At 54.3% G+C, this 17,808-nt stretch carries 18 protein-coding genes; 8 read left to right on the forward strand and 10 right to left on the reverse strand.

Annotated features, from left to right (window positions below):
• Positions 1–28: 28 nt before the first annotated feature.
• The 10 genes from Kalk_RS08625 to nudE form a co-directional block, all read right to left on the reverse strand.
• Positions 29–2,386: a TonB-dependent receptor gene (locus Kalk_RS08625; RefSeq protein ID WP_101893847.1), complete on the reverse strand. Its 2,358-nt coding sequence runs from the start codon at positions 2,384–2,386 to the stop codon at positions 29–31.
• An 18-nt stretch (positions 2,387–2,404) separates the two neighbouring features.
• The gene (locus Kalk_RS08630; RefSeq protein ID WP_101893848.1) at positions 2,405–3,178 is read right to left on the reverse strand and encodes an energy transducer TonB; all 774 of its coding nucleotides are present in this window, start codon (positions 3,176–3,178) and stop codon (positions 2,405–2,407) included.
• A gap of 1 nt (position 3,179) precedes the next feature.
• Positions 3,180–3,584, reverse strand: a complete 405-nt coding sequence (locus tag Kalk_RS08635; RefSeq protein WP_101893849.1) for an ExbD/TolR family protein — start codon at positions 3,582–3,584, stop codon at positions 3,180–3,182.
• Complete coding sequence (locus tag Kalk_RS08640; RefSeq protein ID WP_101893850.1) at positions 3,581–4,000, reverse strand: ExbD/TolR family protein; 420 nt, start codon at positions 3,998–4,000, stop codon at positions 3,581–3,583. Before Kalk_RS08640 ends, Kalk_RS08635 begins: the two co-directional genes overlap by 4 nt.
• 3 nt (positions 4,001–4,003) lie before the next feature.
• Complete coding sequence (locus Kalk_RS08645) at positions 4,004–4,660, reverse strand: MotA/TolQ/ExbB proton channel family protein (RefSeq protein ID WP_101893851.1); 657 nt, start codon at positions 4,658–4,660, stop codon at positions 4,004–4,006.
• A 99-nt stretch (positions 4,661–4,759) separates the two neighbouring features.
• Entirely contained in the window at positions 4,760–5,770 is a 1,011-nt protein-coding gene (locus tag Kalk_RS08650; RefSeq protein WP_101893852.1) for an extracellular solute-binding protein, read from the reverse strand.
• A gap of 102 nt (positions 5,771–5,872) precedes the next feature.
• Positions 5,873–6,301 (reverse strand): thioredoxin, encoded by a 429-nt coding sequence (gene trxA, locus Kalk_RS08655; protein WP_233716846.1) that lies wholly within the window; start codon positions 6,299–6,301, stop codon positions 5,873–5,875.
• 62 nt (positions 6,302–6,363) lie between these two features.
• Positions 6,364–7,005, reverse strand: a complete 642-nt coding sequence (locus Kalk_RS08660; protein WP_101893854.1) for a glutathione S-transferase family protein — start codon at positions 7,003–7,005, stop codon at positions 6,364–6,366.
• Between the two features lie 108 nt (positions 7,006–7,113).
• Positions 7,114–7,935: a 3'(2'),5'-bisphosphate nucleotidase CysQ gene (gene cysQ / locus Kalk_RS08665; RefSeq protein WP_101893855.1), complete on the reverse strand. Its 822-nt coding sequence runs from the start codon at positions 7,933–7,935 to the stop codon at positions 7,114–7,116.
• Between the two features lie 3 nt (positions 7,936–7,938).
• Positions 7,939–8,487 carry an ADP compounds hydrolase NudE gene (nudE, locus tag Kalk_RS08670; RefSeq protein WP_101893856.1) on the reverse strand — a complete coding sequence of 183 codons (549 nt, stop codon included), beginning with the start codon at positions 8,485–8,487 and terminating at the stop codon, positions 7,939–7,941.
• Between the two features lie 24 nt (positions 8,488–8,511).
• Here nudE and yrfG point away from each other — a divergent pair, with 24 nt between their 5' ends.
• The 8 genes from yrfG (at position 8,512) to Kalk_RS08710 (ending at position 17,805) form a co-directional block, all read left to right on the forward strand.
• Positions 8,512–9,195 carry a GMP/IMP nucleotidase gene (gene yrfG, locus Kalk_RS08675; protein ID WP_407656812.1) on the forward strand — a complete coding sequence of 228 codons (684 nt, stop codon included), beginning with the start codon at positions 8,512–8,514 and terminating at the stop codon, positions 9,193–9,195.
• 331 nt (positions 9,196–9,526) lie between these two features.
• Positions 9,527–9,946, forward strand: a complete 420-nt coding sequence (gene hslR, locus Kalk_RS08680) for a ribosome-associated heat shock protein Hsp15 (RefSeq protein WP_101893858.1) — start codon at positions 9,527–9,529, stop codon at positions 9,944–9,946.
• Between the two features lies 1 nt (position 9,947).
• Complete coding sequence (gene hslO / locus Kalk_RS08685) at positions 9,948–10,844, forward strand: Hsp33 family molecular chaperone HslO (protein ID WP_101893859.1); 897 nt, start codon at positions 9,948–9,950, stop codon at positions 10,842–10,844.
• A gap of 402 nt (positions 10,845–11,246) precedes the next feature.
• Positions 11,247–12,791 carry a phosphoenolpyruvate carboxykinase gene (locus tag Kalk_RS08690; RefSeq protein ID WP_101893860.1) on the forward strand — a complete coding sequence of 515 codons (1,545 nt, stop codon included), beginning with the start codon at positions 11,247–11,249 and terminating at the stop codon, positions 12,789–12,791.
• Positions 12,792–12,886: 95 nt separating this feature from the next.
• On the forward strand, positions 12,887–14,005 hold the full coding sequence (locus Kalk_RS08695) for a methyltransferase (protein ID WP_101893861.1): 1,119 nt from the start codon (positions 12,887–12,889) through the stop codon (positions 14,003–14,005).
• Positions 14,006–14,147: 142 nt separating this feature from the next.
• Positions 14,148–14,945, forward strand: a complete 798-nt coding sequence (locus Kalk_RS08700) for an ABC transporter ATP-binding protein (protein WP_101893862.1) — start codon at positions 14,148–14,150, stop codon at positions 14,943–14,945.
• Complete coding sequence (locus Kalk_RS08705; protein WP_101893863.1) at positions 14,942–15,874, forward strand: ABC transporter substrate-binding protein; 933 nt, start codon at positions 14,942–14,944, stop codon at positions 15,872–15,874. Before Kalk_RS08700 ends, Kalk_RS08705 begins: the two co-directional genes overlap by 4 nt.
• Complete coding sequence (locus tag Kalk_RS08710; RefSeq protein ID WP_101893864.1) at positions 15,871–17,805, forward strand: iron ABC transporter permease; 1,935 nt, start codon at positions 15,871–15,873, stop codon at positions 17,803–17,805. Before Kalk_RS08705 ends, Kalk_RS08710 begins: the two co-directional genes overlap by 4 nt.
• The last annotated feature ends 3 nt before the right edge of the window (positions 17,806–17,808 follow it).

Consider the following 17,808-nt stretch of genomic DNA (forward strand, 5'->3'; position numbering starts at 1 on the left):
AGTACTTACAGGTTAACAACCTATTGAATTACATCTGATACGTCAATGTCAGCACTGCGCGGCGGGCATCACCTATATAGGTGAATGAACCACTGCGGTAAGCCGCCAGATAGTAATCTTTGTCGGTCACGTTGGTGACATTCAAGCGGGCATTAAGGTTGTCGGTTACGTCATAAACCGCGAACACGTCAAACACAGTGTAGCTTGGCACGGTGTATGAGTAATCGTTGATGTCATTGTCCCAACCTGCTGCGGAATCAGGCTGGCCCGCGTACATTTCACTTTTGTAAGTAGCGGTACCACCAAAGGCGAACTGATCCAGCAACTGATAACGCAATTGCAGAAAGGCGCTGTCATCGGCAAAGTTACTCAGTGCGCGGCCGATGTTCTCTGGGTTATAGGAGTCCAATACTTTCGATTCCATCATCGAGACCCCTAATTGCGTGCTGAGTTTAGCCGTAATATTTCCTACCAGCGACGCTTCAACACCTTGCACGCGGTTTTCTCCGCTATTCAATGTTCCCACAGTGTCGTAACCTTCACCTTCCATTACATCGTCTTTATTAATGCGGAAGATCGCCAGCGTAGCCAACAGCTTCTCATCGAAGATATTCCACTTGGTACCAAGCTCCCAATTGACCGTTCTTTCAGGTGAAGCGCTTTGGAATTCACCCAGCGTTGAGCCGCATGCACCGCCATAGCCGCAGTTTCCACCCAGATCGGATTCACCACCATTTATGTCGCTGGATGTGCTCCAAGTCAGATACACATTGCCATTTTCGGCAACATCGTACACCAAGCCAACATGGCCATTCCAGAATGAGTCGGTATTGTAGAAATCGGTAACATCTTCCGAGCCACGCTGATAGAAGCCATTCGAATAATCATAGCGATCGTAGCGAAGCCCCAGGAACATCGAGAACACATCATTAAAGTCGATGGTGTCCATGATTGAAGCAGACATGGTTTCTATATTCCAGTCAGAATCCCAGTCGCCTTTTTGGATATCGCGTTGTATCAAGCTGGTAGCATCACTCACCCAATCGCCGTTGGCATCCATAATACAATAGCCGCCGGAAGCAGGATTCGAACCACGACCTGGCAATACGCAATTGGTGGCACCCGTGTCGGTTCGATCATACACGCCGTTTAGCACTTTGTAGTCTGAATACTCCAATCCAAAGATGAAGCTGTGAGCAATGCCGGAAGCCTCAACTGTATTAAAGTAAAAGTTGAGCTGATCAACGAAGTATTCCGCCTCTTGCCAGCCCTGGTGTGTAGACAGGCTGACGGTATAAGCACCCGGCGCAACAGGGTCACTAATGTCGCGATCACGACCTCGCGCACCGGTGGTCATATATCCATTATCAGTGGTGCCGTAACGCAGCGAGTTTTGAACGCGGAACTGGTCATTGACCTCGTATCCCACTCGCAGCGTAAATGCGTTAATTTCCGAATCCTGAAAATCTTCATCCTGCGCATACACAGGGATGTCTTTCACCGGCTTACCACCATCAGGCATGATATAGGTGCCCAGATCAGGCTTATCTTTGGCATCCAGATAGTAATAATCGGCAATAACGTTCAACTTGTCGGACGCCTGGAAAGACGCAGACAGCGCAGCACCGGTACGCTCACGATCAGCCGGATCACGATCAGGCACATCTTCGGCGGTTTGCAGCAGGTTGGCGCGAATGGCTACGGTATCGCTCAACACCTGATTGGAATCCACCGTGGCACGATAGTAGTTGTCGGTACCCACACCACCAGAAAGCTCAGTAAAGTTATATTCTGTGCTGGCCTGTTTGGTTACGCTGTTAACCGCGCCACCGGTGGTGCCACGCCCACCAAACGTGGAGCTTGGGCCTTTGGTAATTTCCACTTGCTCGGTGGCAAAGCTTTCACGGGTGGTCATGCCTGGGTCACGCAAACCATCAACGAACACATCGCTGCGGGCTTCGTGGCCACGGATAATATAGCGATCACCAAAGGCGTTGCCGTTTTCCCCTGTGCCGATCGTGATACCGGGCTGAGCCTGCAGAATTTCTTTCAAATCGGTGCGGCCCGATTCCTGAATCTGGGTTTCGGTCAGTACCGTCATGGTTTGCGGTGTTTCAGCAATAGGTTTGATATGGCGCTGATCACCAGACACTTTTGCCTTATAGGGTGCCCCTGGCTCTGCATAGGGGTTGGTGTCGATGGTTCGATCTTCGATCTTCAGTGTATCCAGTTCAATGGCTTCCTCTTCCTGAGCCATGGCAACCGGGCTCAACATCAGGGCGGATATACCCAATGCCAAGGTGGTTTTTTTGGTGGTCAGTGAAGCTTTGATCGCAGGTTCACGCAGGCTCAAGGGCCGCTGAATTTGCCGTGAGTCAACAGACATGAAATTCCCCTTCGGTGATTAGTGAGTATTAAGTGAGTATTCGATTGGAATGCTTAACAGCAGTCGATCACGATTCATGGAATCCGGTATCGCTGGCACTGGGTCGGCCTTGGCTAACATGTCCAGAGCCGCTTGATCCAGGATTGGAAAACCTGAACTTCTTTTGATCTTGGCTGTTAAAACCTCTCCGTTTTTGTTGATGGAAAATGTCAGCACTACCACGCCTTGCTGTTTTTGTTTTTTAAGCTCTGCCGGGTAGTCCTTGTGCTGTTCAAGCCAAGCCATTAGCTCTGCAAAGTAACTCTTTGCATTGCCTGACCTGCCACCGCCGCTGTGTTGCTGCTGCGTTCCGGTGCCTTCTCGCATGGCGTCTTGGGTTGCCTCAGCTTTAACCTTGGCGTCTGTTACATCTTCCTCAGTGGGTGGCGGAAGAATCGATTCCGGCTCCGTTTCCGGTTCCGGCTTCGGCTCTTCAACCTGTTCTTGTTCTGGAGGCTGTTCAGTGGTATTGACCTGAACGGCCTCCGGTGGTGGTGCAACCATTTCTACTGTTTTCAGTACGGGTTCTGGCTCAGGAGCCACGGGCTCGGGCTCTTGTATCGGTTCCGGCGCAGTGGTTTCTTCTCGGCTCCGATACGCGCCCAACTGCCCCAGCCCAATTTCATGCCCTTGCCGCCCTTCGAACTGCGCTGAACCTGTGCCAAATGGCTCTATCTCAGGCACGCCAAGCAGCAATGCGACATGCAGCAACAGCGCTATAACAAAGCCCAGGCTCCAATGTGTTAGTTTCATGCTATTGCACCGTAGCCCTGGTCAGCAGTGTTACGCTTAGTACGCCGCTGTCTCGCAGCACTTCCAGCAATTTATCCAGGTCTTCGGCCAGCAAGGCTCGATCAACCTTTACCGATATGCGCTGATTACCAACGGGGTTGAGCGCCGCCAACTGCGCTGGTAGTTGCTGCAAATCAATTCGCTTGCCGTTCAGACGCAACCCTCTATCCGAGGCCATTTCAAGCATCCACTCAGGGTGCACTGCAGTATTTTCGCTGGCCGATTCAGGGGCTTGTATGCGCTGATCCTGTTGGTGGCTGATCTGTCCGGCGATCAAAAAGAAAATCAATAGCAGGAATACAATGTTAATCAGCGGGATGAGGCTTTCATCCAAACTCTTTTGTTGGCGTTCTGGAATCATGGTCATGGGGCCTTTGCGCCACCGTAGTTCACACTGGATATCCCCAATGCGCGCAAGCTGTCCAAAGCGCTGACAATGTCCTGCACGGACACCGTTGCCTCTGGCACCAGAATGATGGGTGCATCTGCATTGAACCAACCCATCTGTGCCGCACCCAATTGCTGATAGTGATCAAGGGAGCCGACCTTGCGATTGCCCTGATCTTTCACATCCAGGGATAAGTCTTCATTCAAAAACACCAGCTGGTTTTTGCTTTCGGCATTAGGCTCTGCAGCAACCATCGGATGAAATTCAACGGCACCCCATTGATCAAAATTGGAGGTGAGCATAAAAAACATGAGCAAGATAAAAACCACATCAATCAGCGCGGTGAGGCCGATACTGCGTCGTCTTGGCTTGTAACCCAGTGCCGCTGTCACCATGATTTATGCAGCCACTGCCAAGCTGATTTCTGCAACATCGCCTGTCTGCAGCAGTTGAGTGCGATCCATCACGTCCTGCAGCAGGGTGGCCTGTACTTCAACCCGCCGTTCGAACCAGCTGTGGGCCATGGACACCGGGATCGCGACCGCCAGCCCCACTGCCGTGGTAAGCAGCGCTTGCCAGATGCCACCGGACAACACCGCAGGATTAACCTGACTACCCGCTACTTCCATCGCCTGGAAGGCCTCGATCATGCCCAACACGGTGCCAAACAGCCCCAGCAGAGGTGCGACATTGGCCACCACTTCAAGAATACGCAGATGATCGGTTAGCTCACTGAGCAGCTCCCGGGCCTTACGTTGTGATTCCATGCGCAGATCTGCGGCGGAGAGGGATTGGCGTGATATCAGCGCCACCATGTGGGCCAACAGCCGAGAGGCGAGATCTTGACGTTTGAAGGTGGGCTGGGCCTGTTCATGACGCTGCCCGGCAGGCACAGAGGCTAAAAGCACTTGCATCTGCTGGGCCGAAAGCGGCCGCAAGCGAAAGAACTGCCATGCTTTGACTAGAATGACGGTGAGCGCTATCAACGATAGGCCTACCAATATGCTGACGACGACACCGCCCTGTTCGGCGATATGAATTAAATTAGGAAACATGCCTCAAACACCCGTAGCGTTAACTGGATATATTTGAGGCACTATACCTAAATGATAATTATTATCAATACGATTATCATTAAATTGTATTAAATATAATCAGCGATACCCTGCCCTGTCCATCAACATAATGGCATCCTTCTGTCGACGCCCAGCCGCTTCCAGGTTCAAAGGGTCGGCCTTGAACTCACCCCAGGATTCCACAATCGGGTCCAGGCGAGTGGCATCATTGACCGGATACTCCATATTGATCCCCGCAAAAGCCTCTTGCGCGGAGCGCTTGGCCAGCCATTCCAGCAATGCCTGAGCAGCTTTGGGGCTTTTGGCGTGGGTAGTAACCCCGGCACCCGAGATGTTCACGTGAACCCCGGTGGTGCTTTGATTAGGCCAGAACAGGGCGGCGGGGATCTCGGGATTCGCCATCTGCAGACGCCCAAAATAGTAGGTGTTGACGATTCCAACATCGCATTGGCCGGCCACAATGGCTTCGATCAGAGCGGTATCGTTGGCGAACACCGGCGCGGCCAGGTTGCTCACCCACCCCTTTACCATCTGCTCTGTGGCTTGCTCACCCTGACGCTCCATCAGCATGGCCAGCATGGATTGGTTGTACACTTTTTTGGCAGTGCGCAAACACAGCTTACCTTTCCATTTGGGATCGGCCAGATCCTGGTAGGTGGACAGCTGTTGCGGTTGAACACGGGCCTTGGAGTAGACAATGGTTCTGGCTCGTAACGACAACCCAAACCAGCGGTTATCCTCATCCTGATACTGATCCGGCACCACCGCTTCCAACACTCTGGACTTGATGGGGCGCAGCAAACCCTGATCGGCGGCATACCATAGGTTGCCGGCGTCGACGGTCATCAGCATATCAGCAGGTGTACGTGAGCCTTCCGCCGCCAGTCGCGCGATCAGCGGGCCCGCCTCATCATTGAGCAACACCACCTTGACCCCGGTTTGCTGGGTATAGAGATCGAAAATAGGTTTGATCAGGCCCTCGCTGCGGGCTGAATACACAACCACTTCTTGACCAGCGTTAGCCCAAGGGGAAACCAATACCCCTAGAATCAAAGTAAGACGAGCCAGAACAACAACTGCACTTTTCATATAAACACACCATTACCGCAAAAGGGTTAATGATAATCATTATTATTGCCAAAGTGAATGCGTATCTTTCGCAAAGGCGGGCTGACAGCCTCTATCCAGCCATCACTGTTGATACTGGCCGACCAATTGCTGAATCTGTGCGGCGGATAAGGCACCGGCTTGGTCGAACTTCATATCCCCGCCGACAAACAATTTGAAATTGGGGATGCTGCGGATGCCATAGCGGGCCGCCAGTTGCTGTTGGGTTTCGGTGTTCACTTTCAATAAGATAGCCTTGCCTGCCAGGGCTTGTGCCGCTTTGGCAAATTCCGGCGCTGCCATTTTGCAGGGGCCGCACCACTCGGCCCAGAAATCCACCAACACCGGCACCGTGGCGTTATTGATAATGTCATCGAAGCTGGCGGCGTCCACATCTATGGGTGTCGACTGGGGCGGCAGCGGGGTTTTGCATTGGCCGCACTTGCCGGTGGCGGCAAGATAGCGGGCTGGAATGCGGTTTTTGGTCTGACAATGGGAGCAGGTTCGAATCACGCAGGGCCTCATGACGGGATCAGTGTATTAACACATATGGGGCCATGGCGGTTGATTACAAGCTACCTGTCTCCCATCACGGCCTGAATATAAGGCTCCGCCTCCTGCTTCAAGCGCACAAACGAAGGCCGCATGGAAACCTCTTCCCAATAGCGAAAAATATTGTCAAAACCACCAAATGGTGCAAAGGAGTTGGCGTAGAACAGCACGGGTATGGCGGAGCAATCAGCGATGCTAAAGGTGTCACCCCCCAGATACTGGGAGCTGCCTAACTGATCATCCATAAAGCGGTACATGGTGCCGATTCGCTCGCTGCTTTTACTGATCAATTCACGGTTTTGTTCGTTCTCCGGCTTCCAGCTTTCAAAAATCAGGCTCACCACGGGATCATTCAAATACAGGTCGCACATGCGATCCATAAAACGGGCGCGACGGCCCAGCTCAGGATCACGGGGGATAAGAATCGGTTCCTGCTCGAAATGGGTGTCGATGAATTCCACAATAATGGAGGATTCGGGGATCATGCGGCTGTCATCCCGCACCAGTAGCGGTAATTTGCCAAAGGGATACAGCTTTGTGTATTCCTCTTTGGCGGCCGGATCGCTCAGGTCCACCAAGTGCGGGGTGAACGAGACATCCTTTTCATAAAGAGCGATAAGCACTTTCTGCGAATAGGTGGAGAGGTAGGAAAAATAAAGATCCATGGAGCGGCTCCTGATGGTCAATTGGGCAAACTTATTTGTTATTAGACGTTAATGTTCCCAATAAGATTAGCCGCTCCAGTGCATTTCGCCCAATGCCCCTGATTTTGATCAGGATTTGAGCAGCGCCTCCCACTCAATTGCGGGATCACCCAGGGCATAAAACTCCGGATTCAGCACACTTTCCTTGCGGTTGTAGGTCAGCGGTTCAAACTCGGTGTTGATGACCCGACCTCCGGCCTCCATCAACACCGCCTGAGCCGCTGCAGTATCCCATTCACTGGTGGGCGCCAGGCGCGGATAGAGATCCGCTTTGCCTTCGGCGATCAGGCAGAATTTCAACGAGCTGCCCATGCTGGTCATATCGGTGCTGTAGCCTGCGGACTCTAATTTCTGCAGCAGCGCATTCAACTTTTCGGCACCATGGCGGCGGCTACCCACCACAATAAGCGCCCGGTCTTCTACTGTGCGCACTGCTATTTTATGCCATTGGCCCTGATCCACCTTGAAGGCACCCACACCCTGACCACCCACATAGGCCTGATCCTTCAGCGGCACCGTAACCACCCCCAACACCGGCTCGTTGTTCTCAATAAGCGCAATATTGACGGTAAATTCACCCGTGCCATTGATGAACTCCTTAGTGCCATCCAGGGGATCCACCAACCAATAGCGGCTCCAGGTTTGCCGTTGCGCATAGGTGATACTTTCTGACTCTTCGGAAAATACCGGGATATCAGGGGTAAGGCTAACCAGCTTGTCCACGATGACATGATGGGCGGCATGATCGGCCTCGGTTACCGGGCTGTCGTCTGCTTTGGTAATCACTTGCACGGCCTCATCGCGATGGTAGACAACTTTAATTGCCTCACCTGCCTGTTCCGCAATTGCCAGTACGCTTTCCATTAAGTCTTTGGTGACCAATTCGCTCATGAACTATTTCCTGTTTCGAATGATGTCGCGGGCCATATACAGCGCCGCCAATGATCGTGCCTCGGTAAAATCTTCTGCGGCCAATAAACTGTCGATGTCCTCCAAAGGGTGCTCGATCACTTCGATGGCTTCCGGCTCATCACCGGGAAGGGTTTTTTCGTACAAATCCTCTGCCATGACCACATGAATCATATGCCCCATATAGCCAGGCGACATGGATAATGTCTTTAGCTCGGTTAACTGGTTGGCACCATGACCGGCCTCTTCCATCAGCTCGCGGTTAGCCGCTTCAAACATGGTTTCCTGCCCGTCCATGGCACCTTTGGGCAACGCTAATTGATAGTCATGGGTGCCACAGGCGTATTCCCGAATCAGTAACACGTTGCCATTCTCTTTTACTGCCACCACCAGCACCGCCGGTATACGCGGCGTGCGCAACCGCTCGTAGACGCGCTCCTCACCATTGGAGAAACGCAGCTGCAGGCGCTCTATGCCAAACAGGCGACTTTCCGCCACTAATTCATGATCGAGTATGGTAGGCTTTTGCGGCATGATAATCGCTCAATTTCAGGAGTAATGGCTTTTATGATTTGCTGGGATCATATCGATACTGTGTTGCTGGATATGGACGGCACCCTGCTGGATCTGTATTTCGACAATTATTTCTGGATGGAATTTTTACCCCAGCGCTATGCCGAAGCGAAACATATTAGCCTCGATGACGCCAAAACCCAACTGTTCGCCCGCTTCAGTGAGCATCGCGGCACTCTGAATTGGTATTGCCTGGATTTCTGGCGCCAAGAGACAGGCCTGGACATCGTAGCAATGAAAGCCGAAGTGAAAGACCTGATTGGGCTGCGCCCCAACGCCATCACGTTTCTGCAGAAAGTGCGGGAATCGGGCCGTAAAGCCGTGCTGATCACCAACGCCCATCGCGGCAGCCTGGATCTGAAGCTGGAACAAATCCCCATGGCACCTCATTTTGACGGTATTTTCAGCTCCCATGACTTTGGCCTCCCCAAGGAAGATCCCCATCTGTGGAGCCGACTGCAAGCAGTCATGCATTATGAGCCAGCCCGCACTCTGTTGATCGACGACAGCCTGGCCGTGTTGCGTTCCGCCAAAAAAGCGGGGATCGCTCACACTCTGGGCGTGCTGCAACCGGACAGCCAAAAACAATCCATGGATACCGAAGAGTTCATTGGCCTGGACTGCTTCAGCCGCATTTATCCGCCCTCCGCGCAGCCCGACAACCACTAAACAAATGACACAACCTTGTTTCCGAGGACAAAGCAGTAGGGCAAATTGACCATTCAAGCCTTGTAGAAGGTGCCTTTTATAAGACGTTTTATACAATTGTCTCAACACTTAGCACACAGTGTTGAAGTAAGCCCATCATCTTATGAAGCAATTGAGTTGTGTAGTCGATACTTTGGCGCCGCACCGGCGCCTTTTTTTTCGCCTTTTATTCGCATCTGTTTCCACCCAGCACGGTTCCTGCAGCAGACCTCGCCAAATCGTTTTATAATGCCCCGTTTTAACGCTGACATTGCGTGCAACCTTGGATCAGGAAACAGGGGCCAAAACGAGTATGGGCCAGACCGACAACGGACGCTCCGATACCCACACCAAAATTCGACTGGATAAATGGCTGTGGGCGGCGCGTTTCTACAAGACCCGCTCCATTGCCAAAGACATGATCGATGGTGGTAAAGTGCACTACGAAGGCCACCGGGTTAAAGCCAGTAAAGAGGTGAGCCTGGGAGCCCAAATCCGCCTGCGCCAGGGCTTTGATGAAAAAACCGTGGTGGTGCTCAGCCTCAGCGATCGGCGCGGCAATGCCAGCATCGCCGCCACCCTGTATGAAGAAACCCAGGAAAGCATCGAAAAACGCCAACTGGCCAGCGCCCAACGCAAAGCCATGAACGCCGCTGCGCCAGGCACTGAAAGCCGCCCCAACAAAAAGCAGCGCCGCCAGATCAACCAGTTCAAAAGCCAACAGAGCGATTAATATGACCAGCAGCGACATCAGCCAACGATTCATGATCAACGACAGCGGCGTGCGCGGCCAATGGACCCTGCTGGATGCCAGTTTTCAGACCGTGTTGGCCAAACACGATTATCCGTTGGAAATCCAGGCAGTTTTGGGAGAAATGATGGCCGCTGCCATTTTGCTCACCTCAACCCTCAAGTTCGAAGGCAGCATGACCATCCAGGCACGCGGCACCGGCACCGTCAGCCTGCTCACCGTAGAATGCACCCACGACAACAAGCTGCGCGCCATCGCCCGTTGGGAGGGTGACACCAGCGGCATGGATTTTCGTACCATGGTGGGGGATTCCACCCTGGGGATCACCATTTCCCCCCTCCAAGGCGAGCGCTATCAGGGCATCGTACCTCTGGACGGAGAAAACCTGTCCCAATGCCTGGAAAGCTACTTTCAGTACTCCGAACAATTGCGCACCCAGATTCAACTGTTTCACGGCAACAACCGCGCCGGCGGCCTGTTTCTGCAAATACTGCCCACCCATTCCGGCATCAAAACCGACCCGGAAGCCCAGAAAGAAGAATGGGAGCGTGTCACCGCCCTGGCAGGCACCCTTACCGCCGAGGAGCTGTTGAATCTGGATTGTTCAACCGTGCTGCATCGCCTGTTTCACGAAGAAAGCGTGCAACTGTTTCAGCCGGAGCCGGTACTATTCCAATGTACCTGCAGTCGCCAGCGCACCGCCGATGCCCTTATTCAAATAGGCAAAGAGGAGCTGGACAGCGTCATCGCCACCGAAGGCAAAGTGGATGTCAGCTGCCAGTTTTGTAACGAGCGTTACGTTTTCGATGCGGTGGATGTGGCCCTGCTGTTTACCGACGCCAGCAGCGAAAGTATTGACTCTGGTAAGTCCATAAACTGAGCAAAAATGAATGAGCGACAACCACTTATCGCTCGCACCCCGGCCATTGTTAGCAACCACTAACCACAGCCACCAATTAACTCGCACTCGCCCCGAATAAGTGCGTTTCATGGACGAATTTCGGCCCAGCGGAAAGGCTTAGCGTTTTTCAGGGAAATTTGCCATAATGCGCCGCTCAAATTCGGGCTGGCGTTAAGTCGAGCAGGACACCAAGTACAGCAACCGATTGAATTCATCGGTCTGTCATGGGTACAGCCCAGTATTCAGAGCCTGCTTGCGAGAAGCTACCGTCGTGGCCAAGGGCCTGCGGAAACGCTATCTCATAACGATAGCCACACAGCTTTATTTTTAAACTGTTAGAAAAAGCGGCCAAAAGCCGATTAAAGTGAGGTTATAGGAAACATGTCAAACGCTCCCCAGATTCATACCGATCCGAGCAGCACATTCTTGATTGAAGAAGCCATCAAGCGCGGCGAAGGCGAATTGGCCCACAACGGTGCCTTTGTTGCCAAAACCGGTGCCCGTACTGGCCGCTCTCCCATGGATCGCTTCATCGTAGACGAGCCCAGCACCAGTGAGCACATCCACTGGGGTCCGGTTAACCGTCCTTTCCCTGCAGACAAGTTCGATGCCCTGTGGGGCCGCGTTGAGGAGCATGTTTCCCAAAGCGACCAGTTCATCTCCAACCTGCACGTTGGTGCTGACCCTGATCACTACATCGCCGTTAAGGTCACCACACAAACCGCGTGGCACAACCTGTTCGGCCGCTGCCTGTTTATCCGCCCCGAAAAGTTCAACCCAAAATCCAAAGAAGGCTGGGAAATTCTGCACGCCCCCACCTTTGAGTGTCAGCCAGAGCGCGACGGCACCAACAGCGATGGCTGTGTAATCCTGAACTTCGCAGCACGCAAAGTTCTGATCGCCGGTATGCAATACGCTGGCGAAATGAAGAAAGCCATGTTCTCGGTACAGAACTTCCTGTTGCCTGAGAAATCAGTACTGCCCATGCACTGCTCTTCCAACGTGGGTGAAGACGGCGGCGTAGCCCTGTTCTTCGGCTTGTCCGGTACCGGTAAAACCACCCTGTCTGCTGACCCTGATCGCTACCTGATCGGTGATGACGAGCACGGCTGGGCCAAAGGCTCCGTATTCAACCTCGAAGGCGGCTGCTACGCCAAATGTATCGACCTGAGCCAGAAAAATGAGCCCGTGATCTGGGATGCCATCCGTTTTGGTGCCGTTCTGGAGAACGTGGTCATGGACGAAAACCGCGTTCCTGACTACACCAATTGCACTCTGACTCAAAACACCCGTGCTGCTTACCCGCTGGAAAACATCGAGAAGCGAGTGCTGGAAAACCGGGCTGGCGAACCCAAGCACGTAATCTTCCTGACCTGCGATCTGAACGGCGTTATTCCTCCCGTATCACGTCTCAGCAACGAAGCCGCTGCTTACCACTTCCTGAGTGGCTACACTGCACTGGTTGGCTCCACAGAAATGGGATCTGACGCTGGCATCAAAACCACCTTCTCTACCTGTTTCGGCGCACCTTTCTTCCCGCGTCCTGCAGGCGAGTACGCAGAGCTGCTGATCAAGCGCATTCAGGAATTCGATTCCAAAGTGTTCCTGGTTAACACTGGCTGGACCGGCGGCCCTTACGGCGAAGGCAAGCGTTTCGACATCCCCACCACCCGTGGTGTCATCACCGCCATCCTCAGTGGCGCACTGGACGAAGTTGAAACCCAGCACATCGACATCCTAAACCTGGACGTGCCCGTTGACGTTCCTGGTGTTGATCCAAACCTGCTGATCCCCGAGAACACCTGGTCCCACAAAGACGCCTATGTTGCCCGTGCGCAACACTTGGCTGAGTTGTTCAACAACAACTTCCAGAAGTACTCAGAAGTGTCTGACGAGATCCGCAACGCAGGCCCAAAAGCCGAGTAATTTTTATAGAGCCTCTTTAAAAAGACTCTTTAAAAATTCTGAAAGCCGCCCCCTTCTGCTACAGTTGGGGCGGCTTTTTTATACCGAGAGAGAAAATGGAATACGACAGCCCGTTTGGGCGCTTCACCCTATTGCCACTGCACCATCACGCCAAATCCCCTTTACAGGCCTGGAGTGCCGCCGATGACTTGCTGTTGAAAGAACTGGCCAGCATCGACCCACTGCCCAAGCGCATATTGCTGCTCAATGATCTACATGGCGCCCTTGGCACCTGCCTCAATCATCTGCACCCACACAGCTGGAATGACAGCTACACCAGCAAACTCTCTCTACAGCAGAACCTGTACCGCAATCAGTTAGCGTTCCTCAGCGACCATTGGCGGGAATCAACCCAAGAGCTGGATGGCCTGTTCGACATTGTGCTGGTGAAGATTCCCAAAACCCTGTCCCTGCTGGAATACCAGCTCACCCGGCTGCGCCCCCACATCGGCCCGCACACCAAAGTCATCGGTGCCGGCATGGTGAAACATCTCAGCCAATCCATGGTGCGCTGTTTTGAAAACTGCATCGGCCCCGCCACCACCTCCCTGGCGCAACGCAAGGCCCGCTTGGTGTTTGCTGAATTCAACCCCGAACTCAAACCTGCCGTGCCACAACCCATACGCTATGGTATTCCCGGCACCACGCTGCAAATGGTGAATCACGCCAATGTGTTTTCGCAACAAAAGCTGGATATCGGCAGCCGTTTTCTGTTGGATAACTTCCCCCAGGTAGAAGAAGCGACACACATCATGGATCTGGGCTGCGGCAACGGTGCCCTGGCCTGTTACGCCGCCCTGCAAAACAGCAGCGCCCGCCTCAGCCTGCTGGACGATTCGAGCCTGGCACTGCTCAGCGCCAAAGACAGCATGGCATTGAATGGCATCAAAAACCCCTGCGACTACATCATCGCAGACGGGCTGGATGGGTTTGAAGAGCAAGTGGACGTGATACTGTGCAACCCGCCGTTCCACGAGGGCAACAACATCAATTCCAACATCGCACTGCGCATGTTCAAAGGTGCCAAGCGCTGCCTGACAGAACACGGAAAACTGGTGGTAGTGGGCAACCGTCATCTGGATTATCACCAAACCTTAAAGTCGCACTTCAAAGAAGTAGAGCTGACCGCCAGCAACCCCAAATTTGTCGTCCTGACCGCCAGCCGACCCCGCTAAGACCTCGCCCGGGTTACTCCGGGCACACCTCCCCACCCTTACCGCCTTGGCCCAAGCCTCCTCTCATGCTTTCGAAATTAATGCAATTGATAACGATTTGCATTAAGATTGCGACATTATTAGGGAAGTAAAGGCCAGCTGTATGATTTCGCTTGATCAAGTATGCGTCAATCGTGGGGGTAAGCGCATTCTGGATACCGTGTCGGTCTCGCTTAAGCCCGACAGGATCACCGCCATAGTGGGGCCCAACGGTTCCGGAAAAAGCTCCTTGCTGAAAGTGATGGTGGGCGCACTGCAACCCGACCGGGGTCAGGCCTGCCTGGATGAAAAGAACCTCCAGCGCTGGCGACGCAAAGATCTAGCCAGAGCCCTGGCCTACCTGCCCCAAACATCAGAGCGCCCCAACGGCATGTCCGTGGAGGAAGTGGTGGCCTGTGGTCGCTTTGCCCACCTGCCCCCCTGGGCGAACCTGACCGAGGAAGACAGCGCGGCCGTAAGCCATGCCCTGCAGCAAACCGAAATGCTGGATAAAGCTGAGCAAACCGTAGACCACTTATCCGGCGGCGAAATGCAACGGGTGTGGCTGGCCACGGTACTGGCCCAAGGCTCGGATTTGTTGTTACTGGATGAGCCCAACTCTTTTCTCGACCTATCCCACCAGCTGGAATTGATGGCGCTGATTCATCGCCTGAATCGGGAGCTCAGCAAAACCATCGCCCTGGTAATTCACGATCTCAATCAGGCGATTCAGTGGTGCGACGAAGTCATTGTCATCAAACAAGGCAAGGTGTACGCCACTGGCCCCATCAACCTGCTACAGGATCCCACCCTGCTGCGGGAAGTATTCAATCTTTCCTGCCAGTTCTTACGCTCACCGGGTCAGAGCAGGCCCATTTTACAAGCAAGCCTGTATCAACCGGCAGGGGCACCCAGCTCATGAAATCCGCTTTTCTGTGGCTGCTGAGCGCAACCTGTGCCCTGCTGGGCAATCACGGGCTCGCAGCGATCACCCTCCATCACGACGCAGGCAGCACGACATTCGAGCGCCCGCCCCAGCGAATTGTCGCGCTGACTTGGTCCCACGCCGAGATTCTGCTGACACTGGGGATCACCCCAGTCGGCGTGGCGACCGTTTCAGGCTACCGTAAATGGCAGTCCAATCACCCTCCCCTGCCAGACACCACCATCGACGTAGGCCATCGCGGCAATCCAAGCATGGAAGCCATCGCCCGCCTTAAACCGGATCTGATTCTAGGCTACAACTTTCGCCACCAGAACCAGCTAGGGCGACTGCAAGGCATTGCCCCCACCCTGCTCTACCGCCAATACCCCAGCAGCAGTCAGCCTGATTTCCGCTACTTCGAGCAGATGCTGCGCATCACCCGTGATCTGGGCCGCCTGTTGAACCGGGAACAACAGGCAGAAACCGCCATCTCCGACATGGAAGACACCATCCGCAGCGCCAGACAACAACTGCAACAGGCTGGTCTCCAGGGGCAGCCGGTGGTACTGGGCAAGTTTGTCGGCATGGGAATGGGTCTGCGGGTCTTCGCCAATCAAGCCATGAGCGCCGACGTAGCTCAACAACTGGGCCTGCAAAACCACTGGCACTCAGCATTGCCCGGTCGGGATTTCAGCCACATCCAGCTACCCCAGATGCTGGCGCTGGGAAACTGTCACCTGATCATATTCGGTGATGATTCCAATGAAACGGCTCTGATGGAGCAATCCCCCATCTGGCCGCAGCTTGAGTTTGTAGTGAATCACCGTTACTACCGGGCCCCCAACAGCTGGGGCTTTGGTGGCCCACTGTCGGCCACCCTGATGGCACAACGGATCCGTAATGCCCTGTTGGGATACGCCCCATGAACGCACCTCTGATTACACTCAATCCGATCCGCGTCGGCCTGCTGTTCGGCGGCCTGCTGCTGGCCACCATGTGCTTATGGCTGGCCTTACAGTTTCCCTTGCAGCTTCACAGCCAACAGGCTCTGTTGATCCGGCTGTACGAGCTGCCACGAATCGGGCTGGCGTTATTGTGTGGTGGAGCCATGGGCCTGGCCGGTCTGCTGATTCAACAGGTCATTCGCAATCCGTTTGCCAGCCCATCCACCCTCGGCATCAACGCAGGTGCCATGCTGGGTGTCACCTTGGCGGCCAGCGTGGGCAGCCACCCCGGCTTCTCGCCACTGGGTGGTTTACTGGGAGGGCTGCTGGCGGGCGGCCTCACCTTATTGCTGGCAAAACGACTGGGAGGCAGCCCGGTACACACCGTATTAATCGGCATGATCATCAATCTGGGCCTGAATGGACTGGCTGCCATACTGCTGCTGTTTTTCGAAAACTCCCTGGATGGTCTCTACATCTGGGGAGCGGGCAATCTGCATCTGCACGACTACTCCCTGCTGTGGCAGATGGGGCTGGTCGTCTTACTGGTGCTAACGGTCAGCCTGCCCATGGCGCGCTCACTGGATCTCTTCGCCCTGGGAGAAACCCGCGCCACCAGCCTCGGCGTCGCGGTAAAACCCATTCAGATTCTGGCCTTGGGTAGCGCTATCGTATTGGCCTCAATGGTCTGCAGTGTGGTGGGCATGATCAGTTTTGTCGGGCTCATTGCGCCTCACCTGGCTAACGGCAGTGGGGCTCGCAGCACCCGCCAGAAACTGTGCTGGAGCATGGCATGGGGTGCCCTGATTCTGTTGGGTGCCGACGTATTGGCCCGTTGGCTGGGCGGTGACGATGTCAGCATTCCCGCCGGAGCCCTCACCACATTACTGGGTGCACCCTGCCTGCTGTATTTTCTGCGCCATCGCAACAAATACAGCTATCACAGCCCTGCCAAAAACACCCTGAGCCTGACAACACCGCTTCGGGCACCACCAGTGCCAGCCGCCACAGCATTACTGGCTCTGACTGCCGTCGGAATTTACCTGACATTAACCCACGGCACCACAGACGAAAGCCTGATGTCTCTGCGCCTGCCCCGCATCATCTACGCCATCTGCGCTGGCGCAGGGCTGGCTGCCGCGGGCATGATATTGCAGCTGTTTTTGCGCAACCCACTGGCCAGCCCCGACATTACCGGACTCACCCACAGCGGCGTACTCAGCGTTGTGATCGCTGGCATGTTCCTGTCTGGCATGAGCCAACTCACCACACTCACCATCTCCATTATCGGCAGCGGCCTGGGCTTGGGCTTTCTTCTATGGCTGAACAGAGGAGCCTACTTCTCACCGGTGCGATTGGCACTCACGGGCATTGCCGTAACCGCCATCACCAGCACTGCCACGCCCATCGTCTTCGCCCTGAGTGCAACCCAATCCACCGACGCACTGATGTGGCTGTCAGGAACCACCTACACCGCCACCCCCGCCATGGCCTGGTTCTATGGCCTGTTGAGTGCTGCCCTGTTACTGCCCCTATGGCTCACCTGGCGCTGGATGAATCTGTTACAGCTGGGCAATCACTGGGCCACAGGCCTTGGGCTTAACCTGCAACAGTGCCGCTTGCTACTGTTATTGATTGCATCCCTGTTGAGCGGGCTTGCCGTGGCATTAGTCGGCGGCATCACATTTATCGGCTTGATGGCCCCCCATGGCGCACGCCTGTTGGGCATTTCGAATCACAAACACCTGACATTGATTACCGCGCTGATGGGTGCCTGCCTGCTGACCTGGGCAGACCTGGCCGCCCAAACCGTTATGTACCCATTCGAACTGCCGTCCGGCCTATTGGTATCCCTCATGGGGGGGCTGTATTTCATCGGACTCATGTCACTGGGCATTCGCACGCAAAAATAAACA

It is taken from the genome of Ketobacter alkanivorans (assembly GCF_002863865.1).
In the GTDB taxonomy this organism is placed as follows: Bacteria; Pseudomonadota; Gammaproteobacteria; order Pseudomonadales; family Ketobacteraceae; genus Ketobacter; species Ketobacter alkanivorans.